19 protein-coding genes and 2 tRNA genes are annotated in these 14,938 nt (G+C 70.4%); 12 read left to right on the top strand and 9 right to left on the bottom strand.

Features of this window, described 5'->3' with window-relative positions; all coding sequences use genetic code 11:
- The first annotated feature begins 163 nt into the window (after window positions 1–163).
- Entirely contained in the window at window positions 164–850 is a 687-nt protein-coding gene (locus AB6A66_RS01535) for an SIMPL domain-containing protein (RefSeq protein ID WP_371054495.1), read from the top strand.
- A 17-nt stretch (window positions 851–867) separates the two neighbouring features.
- On the opposite strand, the gene AB6A66_RS01530 is transcribed toward AB6A66_RS01535, so the two are convergent.
- The 4 genes from AB6A66_RS01530 to AB6A66_RS01515 all read right to left on the bottom strand — a co-directional run bounded on the left by AB6A66_RS01530 (window position 868) and on the right by AB6A66_RS01515 (window position 4,247).
- Complete coding sequence (locus tag AB6A66_RS01530; protein WP_371054494.1) at window positions 868–2,160, bottom strand: O-acetylhomoserine aminocarboxypropyltransferase/cysteine synthase family protein; 1,293 nt, start codon at window positions 2,158–2,160, stop codon at window positions 868–870.
- A gap of 205 nt (window positions 2,161–2,365) precedes the next feature.
- The gene (locus AB6A66_RS01525) at window positions 2,366–2,995 is read right to left on the bottom strand and encodes an AAA family ATPase (protein ID WP_371054493.1); all 630 of its coding nucleotides are present in this window, start codon (window positions 2,993–2,995) and stop codon (window positions 2,366–2,368) included.
- A 4-nt stretch (window positions 2,996–2,999) separates the two neighbouring features.
- Complete coding sequence (locus AB6A66_RS01520; RefSeq protein ID WP_371037846.1) at window positions 3,000–3,170, bottom strand: hypothetical protein; 171 nt, start codon at window positions 3,168–3,170, stop codon at window positions 3,000–3,002.
- Between the two features lie 75 nt (window positions 3,171–3,245).
- Window positions 3,246–4,247: a hypothetical protein gene (locus AB6A66_RS01515; RefSeq protein WP_371054492.1), complete on the bottom strand. Its 1,002-nt coding sequence runs from the start codon at window positions 4,245–4,247 to the stop codon at window positions 3,246–3,248.
- Window positions 4,248–4,422: 175 nt separating this feature from the next.
- Here AB6A66_RS01515 and AB6A66_RS01510 point away from each other — a divergent pair, with 175 nt between their 5' ends.
- Window positions 4,423–4,887 carry a GNAT family N-acetyltransferase gene (locus AB6A66_RS01510; RefSeq protein WP_371054491.1) on the top strand — a complete coding sequence of 155 codons (465 nt, stop codon included), beginning with the start codon at window positions 4,423–4,425 and terminating at the stop codon, window positions 4,885–4,887.
- Window positions 4,888–4,931: 44 nt separating this feature from the next.
- Here AB6A66_RS01510 and AB6A66_RS01505 read toward each other — a convergent pair.
- Window positions 4,932–5,015, bottom strand: a tRNA-Tyr gene (locus AB6A66_RS01505).
- A gap of 149 nt (window positions 5,016–5,164) precedes the next feature.
- Between AB6A66_RS01505 and rlmB the strand changes: the two genes are divergently transcribed.
- From rlmB to AB6A66_RS01475, 6 genes are all read left to right on the top strand, one after another.
- Entirely contained in the window at window positions 5,165–5,944 is a 780-nt protein-coding gene (gene rlmB / locus AB6A66_RS01500) for a 23S rRNA (guanosine(2251)-2'-O)-methyltransferase RlmB (protein ID WP_371054489.1), read from the top strand.
- Between the two features lie 15 nt (window positions 5,945–5,959).
- Window positions 5,960–6,340, top strand: a complete 381-nt coding sequence (locus tag AB6A66_RS01495) for a hypothetical protein (protein ID WP_371054488.1) — start codon at window positions 5,960–5,962, stop codon at window positions 6,338–6,340.
- A gap of 76 nt (window positions 6,341–6,416) precedes the next feature.
- Complete coding sequence (gene ribB / locus AB6A66_RS01490) at window positions 6,417–7,541, top strand: 3,4-dihydroxy-2-butanone-4-phosphate synthase (RefSeq protein ID WP_371054487.1); 1,125 nt, start codon at window positions 6,417–6,419, stop codon at window positions 7,539–7,541.
- Window positions 7,541–8,095: a 6,7-dimethyl-8-ribityllumazine synthase gene (locus tag AB6A66_RS01485; RefSeq protein WP_371054486.1), complete on the top strand. Its 555-nt coding sequence runs from the start codon at window positions 7,541–7,543 to the stop codon at window positions 8,093–8,095. Before ribB ends, AB6A66_RS01485 begins: the two co-directional genes overlap by 1 nt.
- Window positions 8,092–8,571, top strand: a complete 480-nt coding sequence (nusB, locus tag AB6A66_RS01480; protein WP_371037839.1) for a transcription antitermination factor NusB — start codon at window positions 8,092–8,094, stop codon at window positions 8,569–8,571. The genes AB6A66_RS01485 and nusB overlap by 4 nt, the downstream gene beginning before the upstream one ends.
- Before the next feature lie 75 nt (window positions 8,572–8,646).
- Window positions 8,647–8,967, top strand: coding sequence for a hypothetical protein (locus tag AB6A66_RS01475; RefSeq protein ID WP_371054485.1), 321 nt, complete (start codon window positions 8,647–8,649; stop codon window positions 8,965–8,967).
- A gap of 294 nt (window positions 8,968–9,261) precedes the next feature.
- Here AB6A66_RS01475 and AB6A66_RS01470 read toward each other — a convergent pair whose 3' ends face one another.
- Window positions 9,262–10,029, bottom strand: coding sequence for a hypothetical protein (locus tag AB6A66_RS01470; RefSeq protein ID WP_371054484.1), 768 nt, complete (start codon window positions 10,027–10,029; stop codon window positions 9,262–9,264).
- Complete coding sequence (locus AB6A66_RS01465; RefSeq protein ID WP_371054483.1) at window positions 10,026–11,318, bottom strand: hypothetical protein; 1,293 nt, start codon at window positions 11,316–11,318, stop codon at window positions 10,026–10,028. The genes AB6A66_RS01470 and AB6A66_RS01465 overlap by 4 nt, the downstream gene beginning before the upstream one ends.
- Before the next feature lie 116 nt (window positions 11,319–11,434).
- On the opposite strand from AB6A66_RS01465, the gene AB6A66_RS01460 reads away from it, so the two are divergent.
- The gene (locus AB6A66_RS01460) at window positions 11,435–11,893 is read left to right on the top strand and encodes an MmcB family DNA repair protein (protein ID WP_371054482.1); all 459 of its coding nucleotides are present in this window, start codon (window positions 11,435–11,437) and stop codon (window positions 11,891–11,893) included.
- Here AB6A66_RS01460 and AB6A66_RS01455 read toward each other — a convergent pair.
- Window positions 11,890–12,108, bottom strand: coding sequence for a DUF6324 family protein (locus AB6A66_RS01455; protein WP_371037834.1), 219 nt, complete (start codon window positions 12,106–12,108; stop codon window positions 11,890–11,892). The genes AB6A66_RS01460 and AB6A66_RS01455 overlap by 4 nt on opposite strands.
- Window positions 12,109–12,438: 330 nt before the next feature.
- On the opposite strand from AB6A66_RS01455, the gene AB6A66_RS01450 reads away from it, so the two are divergent.
- Window positions 12,439–12,515, top strand: a tRNA-His gene (locus tag AB6A66_RS01450).
- A gap of 37 nt (window positions 12,516–12,552) precedes the next feature.
- On the opposite strand, the gene AB6A66_RS01445 is transcribed toward AB6A66_RS01450, so the two are convergent.
- Entirely contained in the window at window positions 12,553–12,843 is a 291-nt protein-coding gene (locus AB6A66_RS01445; RefSeq protein WP_371054481.1) for a DUF6476 family protein, read from the bottom strand.
- Here AB6A66_RS01445 and AB6A66_RS01440 point away from each other — a divergent pair.
- Both AB6A66_RS01440 and rpoH read left to right on the top strand, forming a co-directional pair.
- Complete coding sequence (locus AB6A66_RS01440) at window positions 12,842–13,894, top strand: pseudouridine synthase (protein WP_371037832.1); 1,053 nt, start codon at window positions 12,842–12,844, stop codon at window positions 13,892–13,894. The two genes, AB6A66_RS01445 and AB6A66_RS01440, sit on opposite strands and share 2 nt — an antisense overlap.
- 142 nt (window positions 13,895–14,036) lie before the next feature.
- On the top strand, window positions 14,037–14,930 hold the full coding sequence (rpoH, locus tag AB6A66_RS01435; RefSeq protein WP_371037831.1) for an RNA polymerase sigma factor RpoH: 894 nt from the start codon (window positions 14,037–14,039) through the stop codon (window positions 14,928–14,930).
- Window positions 14,931–14,938: the final 8 nt, after the last annotated feature.

Raw genomic sequence — 14,938 nt, 5'->3', positions numbered from 1 at the left:
CTTGCGACAGGCAATGGGAGTCCCGCGATGCGCGCGCCGCGACCCGGCTAGCGATTTGCCGCCGAGCGCGATGCGCGCGCCGCGCTCGGCGCTTGCCAGCAGCCGGGGGTTGAGCGACGCTGACGCTGTGGCCGTGGAATTCGCGGCAGGAGGAGCCTTTCGCATGCGATTTGCACTTGTTCTGGCGGCCGTGCTGGCCATCGCCGCCCCCGCCCTGGCGCAGACGACCGCGCCCACGATCACCGTCACCGGCACCGGAGAGGCAAGCGCCGCCCCGGACACGGCGATCGTCTCGCTGGGCGTCGAGGAGCACGCCGAGACCGCCCGCGACGCCATGGACCGCGCCTCGCGCGCGGCGGGCGCGATCCTGTCGCGCCTCGAGGAGATGGGCGTGGCGGCACGCGACGTCCAGACCAGCGAGCTGTCGCTGACCCCCGTCTGGAACGACCCGGAGCGCGACGTGCCGCGCGAGATCACGGGCTACGCGGCGCGCAACCAGGTGACGGTGCGGCTGCGCGACCTCGACGCGCTGGGCGGTATTCTCGACGCGGTTCTCGCCGATGGCGCCAACCGGTTCGGCGGTCTGAGCTTCACGCTGGCGGATCCTTCGGGGCCGATGGCCGAGGCGCGCGCGGCGGCCGTGCGCGACGCGATGTCGCGCGCCGCGCAACTGGCCGAGGCGGCTGGCGTCGGCCTTGGCCCGGTCCAGAGCATCGGCGAGCGCGGCGGCGCGCCGCGCCCGGTGATGATGGAGGGGGCGCGCATGGCCTCGGACGCGGCCATGCCGGTGGCCGCTGGCGAACTCGAACTGCGCGTTCAGGTCGAGATGGTGTTCGCGATTGCGCAGTGAGTTCGCGGGTGGCCGGTTCAGCCGGCCGCTTTCGCCAGGCCCTGCTCGAGGTCGGCGATCAGGTCGGCCGCGTCCTCGATCCCGATGGAGATCCGCACCACGTCCGGCCCCGCCCCGGCCGCGACCTGCTCTTCCGGGGTCAGCTGGCGGTGGGTGGTCGAGGCCGAATGGATGACGAGCGAGCGCGTGTCGCCGAGGTTGGCGACGTGGCTGAAGATCTCGAGCCCGTCGACAAGCTTCACGCAGGCGTCGTAACCGCCCTTGAGCGACACGGTGAAAAGCCCGCCCGCGCCCCTCGGGCAGATCCGCGCCACGCGATCGTTGTAGGGCGAGGAGGGCAGCCCGGCATAGGTGACACGCGCCACCGCGGGATGCTTCTCGAGCCAGCCCGCCACCTCGATCGCGTTCTCGCAGTGCTTGCGCATCCGCAGCGACAGCGTCTCGATGCCCATGAGCGTGTAGTGCGCTGCCTGCGGATTGAGCGTCATGCCGAGGTCGCGCAGCCCCACGGCGATGCCGTGAAAGGTGAAGGCGAGCGGCCCGAACGTCTCGTGGAACTTCAGGCCGTGATAGGCGGGCTCGGGTTCGGACAGGGAGGGGAACTTGCCGGAGGCGGACCAGTCGAACCGGCCCGAATCGACCACCACGCCGCCCGTGACCGTGCCGTTGCCGGTGAGGAACTTGGTCATCGAGTGCACGACGAGCGTGGCGCCGTGCTCGATCGGGCGGCAGAGATATGGCGTGGCCGAGGTGTTGTCGACGATGAGCGGCAGGCCCGCCCCGTCGGCGATCTTCGCGATCTCGTCGAGGTCGGTGATGTAGCCGCCCGGGTTGGCGATCGATTCGCAGAAGATCGCGCGGGTGTCGTCGTCGATCGCGGCCTCGATGGCGGTGTAATCGTCGAAATCGACGAAGCGGGCGGACCACCCGAAGCGCCTGATCGTCTGGCTGAACTGCGTCACCGAGCCGCCGTAGAGACGGGTGGAGACGACGATGTTCCGCCCCGGTTCCATCAGCGGGAAGAGCGCCATGATCTGCGCCGCGTGCCCCGAGGAGCAGCAGACCGCGCCCACGCCGCCCTCGAGCGTCGCCATGCGTTCCTGCAGGACGGCGACCGTCGGGTTGGTGAGGCGCGAGTAGATGTAGCCCACTTCCTGGAGGTTGAAGAGCGCGGCGGCGTGATCCGCGTCGCGGAAGACATAGGCCGTGGTCTGGTAGATCGGGGTCTGGCGGGCGCCGGTCGCCGGGTCTGGGCGGCTGCCCGCGTGGATCTGCAGCGTGTCGAAGCCGTAGTTGGGCCCGTCGGTCATCTGGCACTCTCCCTGTGAAATTCGCCCCGAGGTTTAGGCGCTTTCCGCGCGCCGCTCAATCGTCCCCGGCGGGTGCGGGGCCGGAAAGGACGGCCGTGCGACGCGTGGCGGCGTCCGCGGACGCGCGGCCCGCGCGCCTCGCGGTCCCCGGAACGGCGGCGCGCGGCGGACCCCAGGCGGCGGAACGCCCGTTCCTTGCGGCGCGTCAGTCCGGCAGCGCGTCGAGCACGGGCTGCCACTGCGCGCGCATCGGCGCGTAAAGCTTCTGCCGGCGGTCGAAGATCGACAGGCCCTGGCTGGCCAGGTCGCCGTAGGCCGCGCGCTCGGTGATCCAGGCGAGCGGCATCTGGCCGATTTCCTCGCAGAAGACGGCAAGCTCGCTCGCGGCGCGGGCGCGCGGGCGCACGCGGTTGGCCACGGTGTGGATTTCCACGCGGCCCTTGCGGACACGCTTGATCGAGCGGAGATCCCGCAGGAAGCGCTTCGTCGCGTCCTCGTCGAACCAGGACGGCATCAGCGGCACCAGCAGAAGATGGCTCCGGGCCACGAGATCCTGCGCCTCGTCCCCGTCGAGCCCGCCCGGCGCGTCCACCACCACCCAGCCGGCCTTCTTCCCGGGCGCTTTGCCGAGCGATTTGGGCGACGTCCAGTCGAGCCGCGCGATGGCCGCGGCGTCGTCCGGCCGGCGCTTCAGCCACCGGAACGCCGATTTCTGCGGATCGGCGTCGGCCAGCGCCACCCTCTCGCCCCGCGCCGCCAGCGCCGCGGCGACGGTGATCGCCAGGAGCGTCTTGCCGGCACCGCCCTTGCGGTTGGCCACGAGGATGGTGCGCACCGCTCTAGCCTTCCTTGCCCTGTCCGTGGCGCTTGACGAAATCGCGGATGAAAAGGCGAATTTCCCGCGCGGCGGAGCTGTCCATCTCGTCGCAAAGCTGGATGAACTCGTCGCGATCGTCCTTTGCGATCCGGATCACGAGTTGCCCGTCCTTGGCCTTCTTCTTCTTCGGCATGGGATCTCTTGTGGCTTTCGGTGCCGTTTTTGCCTAGCCTGCGTATATACGCCGCGCAACCCCTTCGCCCTTGCGTCAGCGAATCCAGTAGCCGGCCTTCTTGATCCGGTTGCGCAGTGCCTGCTCGCGCCGGGGCAGGGCGTCGCGGTCGAAAAGGGCGCGTAACTTCCGGCCTCGCCCCTGAAAGATCAGGCGTTTGGCAGCCTCGTGACCCTTGAGCACCTTCTTGATCCGATTGGGGGCGGCCACCTGTTCGAGAACCTCCACCACGCGGTCGTCCTCGCGGGCGTAGAGTAGCGGCAGCAGCCGGTAATGGCAGGTCGTCCGCCCGTCGAGATAGCCCGGCGGCAGCGTGTGGCGCCCCCCGCCGAAGGAGTGGATGACGAGTGGCAGCGCCACCTGGTCGAGCCAGGGATCGAGGCTCTGGCAGACGAGTTCGCGCGGCGGGTCGTCCCGGATCGCAAGCGCGTAGTCCAGAAAGCGCCGCCCGAAGGCGTGGGCGTCGCGGTGATAGAAGAAGCCCGCGTTGAAGTAGAGATAGCGCCGCCAGAACTCGTCCGGTTCGGTGAGGTCCAGCGACGTTTCGAAATCCAGCCCGAACTTGTCGTAGAGCGAACGCCAGATATCCGTGTAACCCGGCCCGTAGAGTTCCAGCATGGGCCAGGTGCCCTCGCGCCGCAGCGACGCGCTCGGCCGGTCGAAGTCGAAGGGCACCTCGGCGAGTTCGCCCGTCACCAGCGTGTCGGTGTCGAAGAAGACGAAGGGCCGGTCGCCGGGCAGGGCGGCGAGCGCCTCGATCTTGTTGCCGTAGGGGTAGCTATCCCCGAAATGCCGGCTTTCGAAGGGCAGGAACTCCGCACCGAGCTCGCGCAGCAGGGCGCGGGTGGCGTCGTCGGAGATCCTCGGGTCGCGCGACCAGAGCGGGCCGGGCTGCGGCTCCGCCAGAAAGAGGCGCCCCGCAAAGCCGGGACTCATCGCGCGAAGTGACGCGGCGAACAGCACCGCCTCGTATTGCAGCCGCCCGGCCTGGACGACGACAAGGATGTCGAAGGGTTCCGCTGCGCGCGCCCCGTCCATGGCTGCCCCTTCCAAGCTCGGCCCCGACTATAGGCGGCGGGCGCACAGGCGCAACGGCACGGCGCGGCGGCACGGAGCGTGACGCATGGCGGGCTTGCGGTGCGATCGCTTGTCCGGGCCGGGCCGCGAACCGATGTCCTCGGCAGACGTTTCCGAATTCCTGGCAAGACACATCATGGCAGCCGACATCCCTGCAACCCCTTCGCTGCTGCGCGGGCCTCTGGCCGCGCTGCAGGACACCCTGTCGCGCCACTACCGCAGGCTCGGCGCATTGTCGCGGATGTTGCGGTTCCGGGTGGCGGCAAGCGACAGCTGGATGGACCGGCAGGCGCACCGCGCGCGCCCCGACCGCGTGCTCGGCATCCAGATCGACGGCGATGTCCGCGCCGTGCTGGAGCTTTACGGCCTCGGCGACGGCCACGCCGAGATCGGCCTCTCGGTCGAGGACGCCTACCAGAACCGCGGCCTCGGCCGGACGCTATTCCGCGCGGGGCTCCGGGCGGCGCGGGAGATGGGGGTGGAGACGGCGGATCTGTTCTTCTCGCAATCCAACACGGCGATCATGAAGATCGTCTCGGAGGTCGGCGCGGAGATCCGGGACCAGCAAGGCGACCGCTGGGCCAGCATCCGCCTCTTATGAGCGGCGCCGCCGGCGATGCGCCTGGGAATTGCCTGTTGGGGGAATGGTGGGCGACCCTGGAATCGAACCAGGCATGGGTCTCCCCGGCGGATTTACAGTCCGCTGCCGCACCTTGCAGCGCGTCGCCCTTACGCAGGAACCCGGTCCAGCGTGCGGCGCGGGATAGCCTTTGGCCCATGAGGCGTCAACCGGAAATCGCGGGCGCGCGGCGTCGAGGCTTGGCAAGCGCGCCGCCGGCGCGTAAGCCGGACACCGCTTGAAGGGGAGGGTCCGACGCGTGGCGAAAAAGCCGACCTGGGTGGTCGAGAAGGAGCGCGCGCGCCGCGCGGCCGCGGCGGAGACGCTGTGGCTTTTCGGGATCCACGCTGTGGGCGACGCGCTCCGGAACCCGCGCCGGGCGCGGCTGCGCCTCGTGCTGACGAAGAACGCCGCCGACCGCCTTGCAGACGCGGTGGCGCAAAGCGGCATGACGCCCGAGATCAGCGACGCGCGAAAATTCTCCGCCCCGCTCGATCCCGGTGCGGTGCACCAGGGCGCGGCGCTCGAGGTGCGACCGCTCGACTGGGGGCCGCTCGACGCGCTGGTCGCGGATGCGCCGCAGCCCGCGCGCATCGTGGCGCTCGACCGGGTGACCGACCCGCACAACGCCGGCGCGATCCTGCGCTCGGCGGAGGTGTTCGGCGCGGCGGCGGTGATCGCGCCGCGCCACCATGCCGCGCCCGAGACCGGCGCGCTGGCCAAGACCGCGAGCGGCGCGCTGGAGCGCCAGCCCTACCTGCGGGTGCGCAACCTCGCGGACTCGCTCGAAGAGCTGCGCGGCATGGGCTTCGCCGTGATCGGCCTCGACGGCGGGGGCGAGGTGACGGTGGGCGAGGCGCTCGCCGCGCATCGCGACCTGCCGGTCGCGCTCGTGCTCGGGGCGGAGGGGCCGGGGCTGCGTCCCCGCACGCGCGACACATGCGACGCGCTGGCGCGCATCCCCGCGGCGGGGCCTTTCGGATCGCTCAACGTCTCCAATGCGGCGGCGGTCGCCCTATATGCAGCACGAGCCGAGTGACGCCGGGAGAGGCCGATGCCGCACGCCACGAAGATCGCCACCTGCACCTATTGCGGAACGCGGGCCGCGCTGGTCCTGCGCGGCGACACCCGCCATGAACTGTCCTGCGCGGCCTGCGGCGCGCCGCTGCACGATCTGAAGATGCTGCGCGCGGATGCCGTGGAGGCGCGGGGCGGGCGCCCCGCGCAGCCGGCCCGGGCGGCCTCGCGCCCCGCGTCGCGCGGCCCGGGCGCCCGCGGCGTGACGCCGCCCGCCCACTGGGAGCGGATGCGCGACGGGCACGATGATCGCCCGCGGCGGAAGAAAACGTCCCGGAAGGCCCGGAAGAAGCGCAAGGGCTTCATGAGAAAGGCGCTGGAAGAGGCGTTCGACGTGCTCGAGGACATCTTCGATTGAGCGCGGGCACCCGGCGCTGGCTCTGGTCAAGGCGCCGGGGCTCCACTAAGTCCGGCCCGAGGAACGGAGGCTGCCCATGACTTACGAAAGACCCGGCCCGGTCGAACAGGCGTGGGGCGACGCGATCTCTCCGATCGAGGAGATCATCGACGACGCCCGCAACGGGCGCATGTTCATCCTCGTCGACCACGAGGACCGGGAGAACGAGGGCGACCTCGTGATCCCCGCGCAGATGGCGACGCCGGACGCGATCAACTTCATGGCGCTGCACGGCCGGGGCCTGATCTGCCTCGCGCTGACGCCGGACCGGGTGGATGCGCTCGGCCTGTCGCTGATGTCGCAGCAGAACTCGTCGCGCCACGAGACGGCGTTCACCGTCTCCATCGAGGCGCGCGAGGGGGTCACGACCGGCATCTCTGCGGCCGACCGCGCGCGCACCATCGCGGTAGCGACCGATGCGGCGCGCGGCGCCGAGGATATTGCGACACCGGGCCACGTCTTCCCGCTGCGCGCCCGCGAGGGCGGCGTTCTGGTCCGCGCGGGCCACACCGAGGCGGCGGTCGACGTGGCGCGACTTGCCGGGCTCAATCCCTCGGGCGTGATCTGCGAGATCATGAACGAGGACGGCAGCATGGCGCGCCTGCCCGAGCTCATCGCGTTCGCGCAGCGCCACGGGCTCAAGATCGGCACGATCTCCGATCTCATCGCCTACCGGCGGCGGCACGACAACCTTGTGCGGGTGGTGCGCGAGGACACGATCACCTCCGTCTTCGGCGGCGAGTGGCAGATGCGCGTCTATACCGACGAGGCGCATGGTGACGAGCATATCGTGCTCACCAAGGGCGACGTGTCGGGCGACGCGCCGGTGCTGGTGCGGATGCACGCGCTCGACCCGATGCTCGACGTGGTGGGCGCGGGCCCTGAGGGCCGGGTGGGCGAGTTCGGCCGCGCCATGGATCTCGTCGCGCGCGAGGGCCGGGGCGTCGTGGTGCTGCTGCGCGACACCGAGATGAAGATGACGCCGCAGGACGGCGTCTCTCCGCGGACGCTCCGACAATACGGGCTGGGCGCGCAGATCCTGTCCTCGCTCGGCCTGTCGAAGCTGGAGCTTCTGACCAATTCGCCCACGCCCCGGGTTGTGGGGCTCGAGGCCTACGGGCTCGAGATCGTCGGCACGCGGGCGATCGGGGGGCAGGGCTGATGGCAGGCCAGGAGACGCATTATACCCTGCCGCGCGCGACGTTCGAGCGCCCGGTGAAGCTGCTGCTCGTCGTCGCGCCCTACTACCGCGACATCGCCGACGGGCTGATTTCCGGCGCGCGCGCGGAGCTCGAGGCCGTGGGCGCCGCGCATGACCTGATCGAGGTGCCGGGCGCGCTCGAGATCCCGCCCGCCATCGCCATGGCCGAACGGTTGTCGAATTTCGACGGCTACGTCGCGCTGGGCTGCGTGATCCGGGGCGAGACGAGCCATTACGATACGGTATGCAACGACAGCTCCCGCGGGCTCATGCTGCTCGGGCTTCAGGGCGCCTGCATCGGCAACGGGATCCTGACCGTCGAGACCCGCGCGCAGGCCGAGGTCCGCGCCGATGCGGAGGGACAGAACAAGGGCGGCGGCGCCGCCGCGGCGGCCTTGCATCTGATCGCCCTCGCCCGTAACTGGGGCGGCCGGCGCAAGGGGGTGGGCTTTCGCCCCGCCTCCGAGGAATTCCGCATCGCCGGTCAGGACAGCGAAGGCTCCTCCACGGCATGACCGCAGATACCGCCCCCAGGGCCCCCACGGCCCGCCAGATGAGAACGACCGCCCGCCTTCATGCGGTGCAGGCGCTTTTCCAGATGGAAGCCTCGGGGCAGGGCACCGAATCGGTGATCCGGGAATTCCTCGATCATCGCTTCGGCGCCGTCTACGACGGCGACGAGATGATGGAAGGCGATCCCGATCATTTCCGCGCCGTGGTCGAGCAGGCGGTGAACTGGCAGGCGCGGATCGACCAGATGACCGACCGCGCGCTCGTGGCCAAATGGCCGATCGCCCGCATCGATCCCACGCTGCGCGCGCTCTTTCGTGCGGCCGGAGCCGAGCTTGTCGCGACCGACACTCCGCCCAGGGTCGTCATCGTGGAATACGTCGAACTGGCGCGTGCCTTCTTTCCCGAGGGCAAGGAGGCCGGTTTCGTCAACGCGGTTCTCGACCACATGGCGCGCGAGGCCCGGCCGGAGGCGTTCTGACGCCGATGCGGCGACGGGGGGTTTTCCTCGCCCCAGACGTGGCTACATTGGATGGTGCAAGGCAAGGAGAGCGACATGCCCAATCTCATCCGGCTCTACATTACCCAGACGGCCATCGGCTTCGTGGTCGCGGCCGCATTCGTCGCGATGCTCCTGTGGTTCAACGTCGCCAATCTCTGGCACTTGGTGACGCATGATCCTGCGGGCCCGCTCGCGGTACTGCTGTTGTGGGTCTTCAACGGGATCGTGTTCTCGGGCGTCCAGTTCGGCATCTCCGTGATGCGCATGGCCGAGCCCGACGATACGCCGCGCGGCGGCGGCAGCGCGCCCGAACGCGCCAGTCTGGATTACGCGACCATCCCGGTGCGTGCGGACGAGGGTAGGCGCCAGCGCTGACCGCCGTGTACATCACCGATCGGTGAGAGGGTCGTGCTTCAGAGCACGGCCCTTTTTTTCGTCGTGCGCGGATGTCGCCGGACGGGAAATGTGGCGGGCCCGCTCGCAACCGTGTGGTTCTGTCATTCCCGAGGACCTGCGTGAACAGGTGGGCGCCAGGTAACCGGACCAGGGCCCGGACAGAGCCAGCTCCCTCGGAAGTGTTATAGGCCACCGGAATGTCACCGTTCACGAGAAGGGCAGCACCCGCCGCGAGAAGAAGTAGTGGTGCGCCGGGGGCGAGACAAGGGGCGTTCACCCGTTCCAGGGCGAGGTGACCAGACGATAGCTCTGCAACTCCTCGGGGGTGAGCAGGTAGATCTCGTCGGGCGGCGTCAGCAGCGCGGGTTGCATCACCGCCAGATCCACGCCCATCGCGCTCAGATACGCCATGACCTCGCCTTGGCCGTGCTGGATGTCCTCCACCGCGATGAAGGCGGGAAGCAGCGTGTTCTCGCCGAAGTAGTGCTGGTGCACGCCCACCAGCGCGGCGGGATGCGCGCGCCGCGTGGATCCCGCCGCCAGAAGATAGGGGCAGGCGGAAAGGCAGATCGCCTGCGCGCCGACCTCGGTCGCGATGCCGAGGCGCCGGATCATCCGCCCGATGGCGAGCGCGTCGCTCACCGACCCGCCCGGGCTGTCGAGTCGCAGGATCCCGGGCGTCGGGTCCATGCTGGCGATCCTCCGGGCAAGGAGGTCGGCGTCGCCGGCCGCGATCTCTCCGCGGAGCGTCGCCGCGTCATCGCCGTCCCGCTCGAGCTGCAGGCGCACGGGCATCGGCGCGCTATCGGGCCGGGCGGGACGGTCCGTGGGCGCGAAACGACGGGTCTGGTCGCCGGGCCGGGCGGGTTGATCCAGCCCCGGCGCCGCCGGGCCGGTCGAGGGCAGGCTGAATCCGCGGCCGACATCGCCAAGAAAGAGCAGCGCGGCCAGGCCCAGCTGGAAGGCCAGAACCCCGGCAAGCGCCCGGCGTATCGTCCGCGCGCTGTCGCCGTGACCGGATTCGGGGGGCTCCGCGCTCATCCGCGGCGCGGCACCGGCGTGACGCGCGGGGCCTCCTCGCCGGGAGCGTGCGGCGGCTCGCTGTGCTGGGGCAGCCTGTCCGAGGCGATCTCCACCTCGCGCAGCGCGGCAAGCGCCGCGCGCAGTTCCGCCAGCGTCAGCGTGTCGGCGGTGCCCGCGCCCTCGCGGCTGGCGCGGATCGCCCCCTGCGTGATCGCCAGGATGAGGACAAGCACGCCGGGCAGCAGGTCGATGGCGATGGCGCCTGCCCAGGAGGGCACGAAGCTCGACGCGTAAAGGATCACCGCGTCCGCCGCCGAGACCGGCGTGTAACGCGTCTCGGGCGGGGGCGGTATGGCGATCACCGCGGCGGCCGCCGCTTCGAGCGTGGCGGCGCGTTGCGCGACGACCTCGAGAACGGCCTCGATCGTGGCCAGCTGGTCGCCGCGGTTCGCCGCGGTGCGCCCGTCGAGCTCCGGCAGCACCGCCGAGGCCGCGAGATCCTGCGCCGCGCGCTGCACCAGCGGCGCGACGGAAAGCTGCCGGAGCTCCGTGACGATTCCGGCCAGGCGCACCGCCTGCTCGGAGAACTCGACCGAGCGCGTCTCGACCGGTCCGGGTTCCACCGTCAGCGCGCGCATCCGGCTCAGGATCGCGTTGCCCTCGTCGAAGGCGGCCGCGACCTGCGGGGCCTGCGCGGCGATCTGCGCCTCGAGCGCGGCAAGCTCCGTGGCCTTCTGGCGCAGCAGCGAATAGACCGACCCGCGCCCGGCGAGTCCCGAAAGCCCGCCCTCGGCCTCCTGCGCCGAGAGGTCCTCGAAGCTCTGGCGCACCCGCGCCACGTCCTGTTCGAGCGCCTGCGCCGAGACGGCGATCTCGTGCGCGCGCTCCAGCGTCTGCTGGTAGTCCTGCACCGTGTTGGCGAGATGCTGCTCCACCGCCGCCGAGCCGGCAAGCGCCGCGGCGTTGAGCCAGCTCGACATCGCGACGATGGCGAGGCTGCCGAGCCCCATCGCCCCCATCAGGCCCGCTCGCGCGCGGGCCGAGCGCATGGCGGGAAAGAGGCGCAGCATGTAGGACCAGAAGACGAATATCCCCACGGACACCGCCACCGAATAGGCGATCGCCGCGAAGGCCGACATGGCGCCGCTGTCGTCGAGCAGCGAGGACACGCCGAGATAGGTGTAGATCCCCGAGGCCACGGCGAGCACGCCGAGCGCGGTGCCGGTGAAGCTGTCGAGCCAGCTCACATGGCTCTCTAGATCTCGCGCGGCGCGCAGGTCGGCGGGTCTGGGCTCGGTCGGGCTCATCTTCGGCACTCCGGGGCGGGGGACGCCCCCTTATAGCAGTGTCGCGCCGCGGCGACACTCCTGCGGTGCGGATCGTCGGGGTTGCGGCGCGTTCTTGATATGTTCATATTCGGCCCATGCCGGAAGGTTCCGACAGCACCGCGCTCGCTCCGGGCCAGCTTCTGGCGCGCGGCGTCGCGCGGCACCTCGCTGGGATGGGGTTCGCCTGCATCGAGGAGTTCGTGCCGGAACGCGGGCTGCGCCTGGACGTGCTGGCGCTGGGACCCGGGGGCGAATTCTGGGTGGTGGAGTGCAAGTCGTCCCGCGCCGATTACGCCTCCGACCGCAAATGGCAGAATTACCTCGGCTGGGGCGACCGGTTCTTCTGGGCTGTGGACGCGGCATTTCCCGCGGACATCCTGCCCGGCGAATGCGGCCTTATCCTTGCGGACGCCTACGATGCGGAGGTGGTGCGGATGGGGCCCGAAACCCGGCTGGCCGGCGCGCGGCGCAGCGCGCTGACCCGGCGTTTCGCCCGGCAGGCGGCGCTTCGCCTGCAGACGATGCGCGACCCGGCCGCGCGTCTCATGCCCTAGCCTTTCGGGCCGGGCTTCTTCCTTTTCTTGCCGAGCGCCCGTGCGGCCCCCGCGGCGGCGCGGATTTCTTCCGCGATCTCCTCCGCCTCCTCCGGTTCGAAATCCATCGGGATCTCGATGCCGCCCTCGGCGGAGACATAAAGGCGCACGAGTCCGGTGTCGGTGGGCCCGATCTGGAGGTTGGCCTCGATGTCGCGTTCGTCGTTGATGCCCATTGGATCGCCCTCGCGCGGATGGGCGATGCTGCTAGCCGGTTTCGACGGGCCGTGCAAGCGGGGGCCAGGGGGCCCCTGCTTGTGGGCACTGGGTTCGTGCCGTGCCTGCATCCGTCCCTTCGGGGCAGGGCGCGGTTTCGCACGCTTCGCCGGCCCGCGCGCCGCGCGAAACCGCCCGGCCCGCCTGCGCCCGTCCGCCCCGCCGCGGCGCCCCCCTATCCGCGGACGGGCGATGCGGACGCCCGGCCGCGACCGCGGGGAAAAGCGCCGCGACCACTATCTCTGAGCGCTTGCATTCGCCAGGGGCAGGCGTTAGATCGCGCGCACGGTGCCGCCTTAGCTCAGTTGGTTAGAGCGCTGGATTGTGGATCCAGAGGTCCCCCGTTCGAGCCGGGGAGGCGGTACCATCGTCCGGCACACGCGGCCAAGACCTTCCCAAGGCCATCATTCGACCGCGATCTCCTGGCGCAGTTCGCCCGTGGCGCGGTCGAAGATCAGGATCCGGTCGTCGTCGGTCGTCACGGCGTACCAGTCCGGTCCCTGCGTGAAGGCCACCGCACGCGCCCCGCCCGGAAGCGCGATGCTGTCGGGCAGCGCGGGGGCCGTGGCGCCCAGGCGGATGACAAGCGCCGTGGCGACCACTACAACGCCCGCGATCATGGTGAGGGTCAGCGCCGTCACCAGCCGCCGCAGGGCCCTGACCTGTGCCGGTTCCGTCTCTGGGGATTCGTCCATGGCCGCTCGCATCCTCCGCTTCCGGATCGCGCCCGATCCGCCGCAGCGCCTTGATAAGGCGCTGGCGCGGGATGCGCCAGCCGAGGCGTCCCTGTCGCGCACCCGGCTTGCCCGGCTCCTGTCCGAAGGCGCGGTGCGGGTGGACGGTGCAACCGCGCGGGATCCGAAGGCCGCGGTGAATGCGGGGGCCGAGGTTGAGATCACCGTCGAGGATGCCGTCGAAAGCCCGATCGGAGCGGAGGCCATTCCCCTCGACGTGGTGCACGAGGATGCCGACCTCATCGTGGTGAACAAGCCCGCCGGCATGGTCGTCCACCCCGCGCCCGGTTCGCCCGCCGGCACGCTGGTGAACGCGCTCATCGCCCATTGCGGCGACAGCCTGTCGGGGGTGGGCGGCGAGAGGCGCCCCGGCGTGGTCCACCGCATCGACAAGGAGACCTCGGGGCTGCTCGTCGCGGCCAAGAGCGATCGCGCCCATCACGGTCTCGCCGCGCAGTTCGCCGCCCACGATGTGGAGCGCGTCTATGCCGCGGTGGTGCACGGCTGCCCCGACGCGGGCGACCCGAGGCTCCTGGGCACGCGCGGGGTCGGGACGGAGCCGGGCGGCGTGATCCGCATCGCCACCGGGATCGGCCGGCACCGCACCGACCGCCAGCGCCAGGCCGTCCTGTTCGATGGCGGACGCCATGCCGTCACCCGCCTCCGGGTCGCGGAACGGTTCGGCGGCCCGCCCGCCGCCGCGCTTGTGCGGTGCTGGCTGGAGACGGGTCGCACGCATCAGATCCGGGTGCACATGGCGCATGCCGGGCACGGGCTGGTGGGCGATCCGCTTTACGGCGGCCGGCGCGCGCCCTCCGTCAAGGCGCTTGGCGCCGCGGCGGCCGAGGCGGTTCGCACCTTCCGCCGGCAGGCGCTTCACGCGGGGGTCCTGGGCTTTGTCCATCCGGTGACGGGGGCGCGCCTGCGCTTCGAGGCGCCGCTTCCATCCGACATGGCGCGGCTGGTCGAAATACTGCGCGGGGCCGCCGACGGGCCCGACACGGATCCGTGAGAACGGCGACATATTGCCCGTCACCCGACGCAAAAGGCGCCGATATCGTGTAAACTGCGCCATATCGATTGGTTGCACGGGCGGCTTCCGGCACCTAGATTGAATGTTAACGAAATACACATCGAGAGGGGATCTCAGAGAGATGAGCAATTACGGCAATCTGCCGGCACCGACGCCCGAGGGCGGACTGACGCGTTACCTCCAGGAGATCCGGAAATTCCCGCTGCTCGAGCCGGAAGAGGAATACATGCTGGCCAAGCGCTGGGTGGAGGATCAGGACACCGAGGCCGCGCACAAGCTCGTGACCTCCCACCTCCGTCTCGCCGCGAAGATCGCCATGGGCTATCGCGGCTACGGCCTGCCCCAGGCCGAAGTGATCTCGGAGGCCAATGTGGGCCTGATGCAGGCGGTGAAGCGGTTCGACCCCGAAAAGGGCTTTCGCCTCGCGACTTACGCGATGTGGTGGATCCGGGCCTCGATCCAGGAATACATCCTGCGCTCCTGGAGTCTCGTGAAGCTTGGCACCACCTCGGCGCAGAAGAAGTTGTTCTTCAACCTGCGCAAGGCCAAGGCGCGCATCGGTGCGCTGGAAGAGGGCGACCTGCGCCCCGAGGCGGTCAAGCAGATCGCCCACGACCTCGGCGTGACCGAGGACGAGGTGATCTCGATGAACCGCCGCATGTCGGGCGGCGACGCCTCGCTCAACGCCACGGTGGGCCAGGAGGGCGAGGGCACCATGCAGTGGCAGGACTGGCTGGAGGACGAGGGCGCCGACCAGGCGGCGGATTACGAGGCACGCGACGAGCTGGAGATTCGGCGCGAACTGCTCGCCGAGGCGATGGACGTGCTCAACGAGCGCGAGCGCGACATCCTGACCAGGCGGCGGCTGACCGAGGACCCCCTCACCCTGGAGGAGCTGTCGGGGCACTACGACGTGAGCCGCGAACGCATCCGCCAGATCGAGGTCCGCGCCTTCGAGAAGCTTCAGACCCGGATGCGCGAGCTCGCGCGGGAAAAGGGAATGGCGGCGGCCTGAGGCCGCCA

The organism is Rhodosalinus sp. K401 (assembly GCF_041365735.1).
Taxonomy (GTDB): Bacteria; Pseudomonadota; Alphaproteobacteria; order Rhodobacterales; family Rhodobacteraceae; genus Rhodosalinus.
Note: the sequence above shows the minus strand (reverse complement) of the source record. Positions and strands in the feature narration are given on the sequence as shown.

What these genes read in the sequence shown, in the direction of transcription:
- AB6A66_RS01535 (WP_371054495.1), top strand. Translation starts at nt 164, where the DNA reads ATGCGATTTGCACTTGTTCTGGCGGCCGTGCTGGCCATCGCCGCCCCC.
- AB6A66_RS01520 (WP_371037846.1), bottom strand. Translation starts at nt 3,170, where the DNA reads ATGCCGAAGAAGAAGAAGGCCAAGGACGGGCAACTCGTGATCCGGATC.
- ribB (WP_371054487.1), top strand. Translation starts at nt 6,417, where the DNA reads ATGACTTACGAAAGACCCGGCCCGGTCGAACAGGCGTGGGGCGACGCG.
- AB6A66_RS01465 (WP_371054483.1), bottom strand. Translation starts at nt 11,318, where the DNA reads ATGAGCCCGACCGAGCCCAGACCCGCCGACCTGCGCGCCGCGCGAGAT.
- AB6A66_RS01485 (WP_371054486.1), top strand. Translation starts at nt 7,541, where the DNA reads ATGGCAGGCCAGGAGACGCATTATACCCTGCCGCGCGCGACGTTCGAG.
- AB6A66_RS01515 (WP_371054492.1), bottom strand. Translation starts at nt 4,247, where the DNA reads ATGGACGGGGCGCGCGCAGCGGAACCCTTCGACATCCTTGTCGTCGTC.
- AB6A66_RS01460 (WP_371054482.1), top strand. Translation starts at nt 11,435, where the DNA reads ATGCCGGAAGGTTCCGACAGCACCGCGCTCGCTCCGGGCCAGCTTCTG.
- AB6A66_RS01530 (WP_371054494.1), bottom strand. Translation starts at nt 2,160, where the DNA reads ATGACCGACGGGCCCAACTACGGCTTCGACACGCTGCAGATCCACGCG.
- AB6A66_RS01440 (WP_371037832.1), top strand. Translation starts at nt 12,842, where the DNA reads ATGGCCGCTCGCATCCTCCGCTTCCGGATCGCGCCCGATCCGCCGCAG.
- AB6A66_RS01510 (WP_371054491.1), top strand. Translation starts at nt 4,423, where the DNA reads ATGGCAGCCGACATCCCTGCAACCCCTTCGCTGCTGCGCGGGCCTCTG.
- nusB (WP_371037839.1), top strand. Translation starts at nt 8,092, where the DNA reads ATGACCGCAGATACCGCCCCCAGGGCCCCCACGGCCCGCCAGATGAGA.
- AB6A66_RS01470 (WP_371054484.1), bottom strand. Translation starts at nt 10,029, where the DNA reads ATGAGCGCGGAGCCCCCCGAATCCGGTCACGGCGACAGCGCGCGGACG.
- rpoH (WP_371037831.1), top strand. Translation starts at nt 14,037, where the DNA reads ATGAGCAATTACGGCAATCTGCCGGCACCGACGCCCGAGGGCGGACTG.
- AB6A66_RS01495 (WP_371054488.1), top strand. Translation starts at nt 5,960, where the DNA reads ATGCCGCACGCCACGAAGATCGCCACCTGCACCTATTGCGGAACGCGG.
- AB6A66_RS01455 (WP_371037834.1), bottom strand. Translation starts at nt 12,108, where the DNA reads ATGGGCATCAACGACGAACGCGACATCGAGGCCAACCTCCAGATCGGG.
- AB6A66_RS01475 (WP_371054485.1), top strand. Translation starts at nt 8,647, where the DNA reads ATGCCCAATCTCATCCGGCTCTACATTACCCAGACGGCCATCGGCTTC.
- AB6A66_RS01445 (WP_371054481.1), bottom strand. Translation starts at nt 12,843, where the DNA reads ATGGACGAATCCCCAGAGACGGAACCGGCACAGGTCAGGGCCCTGCGG.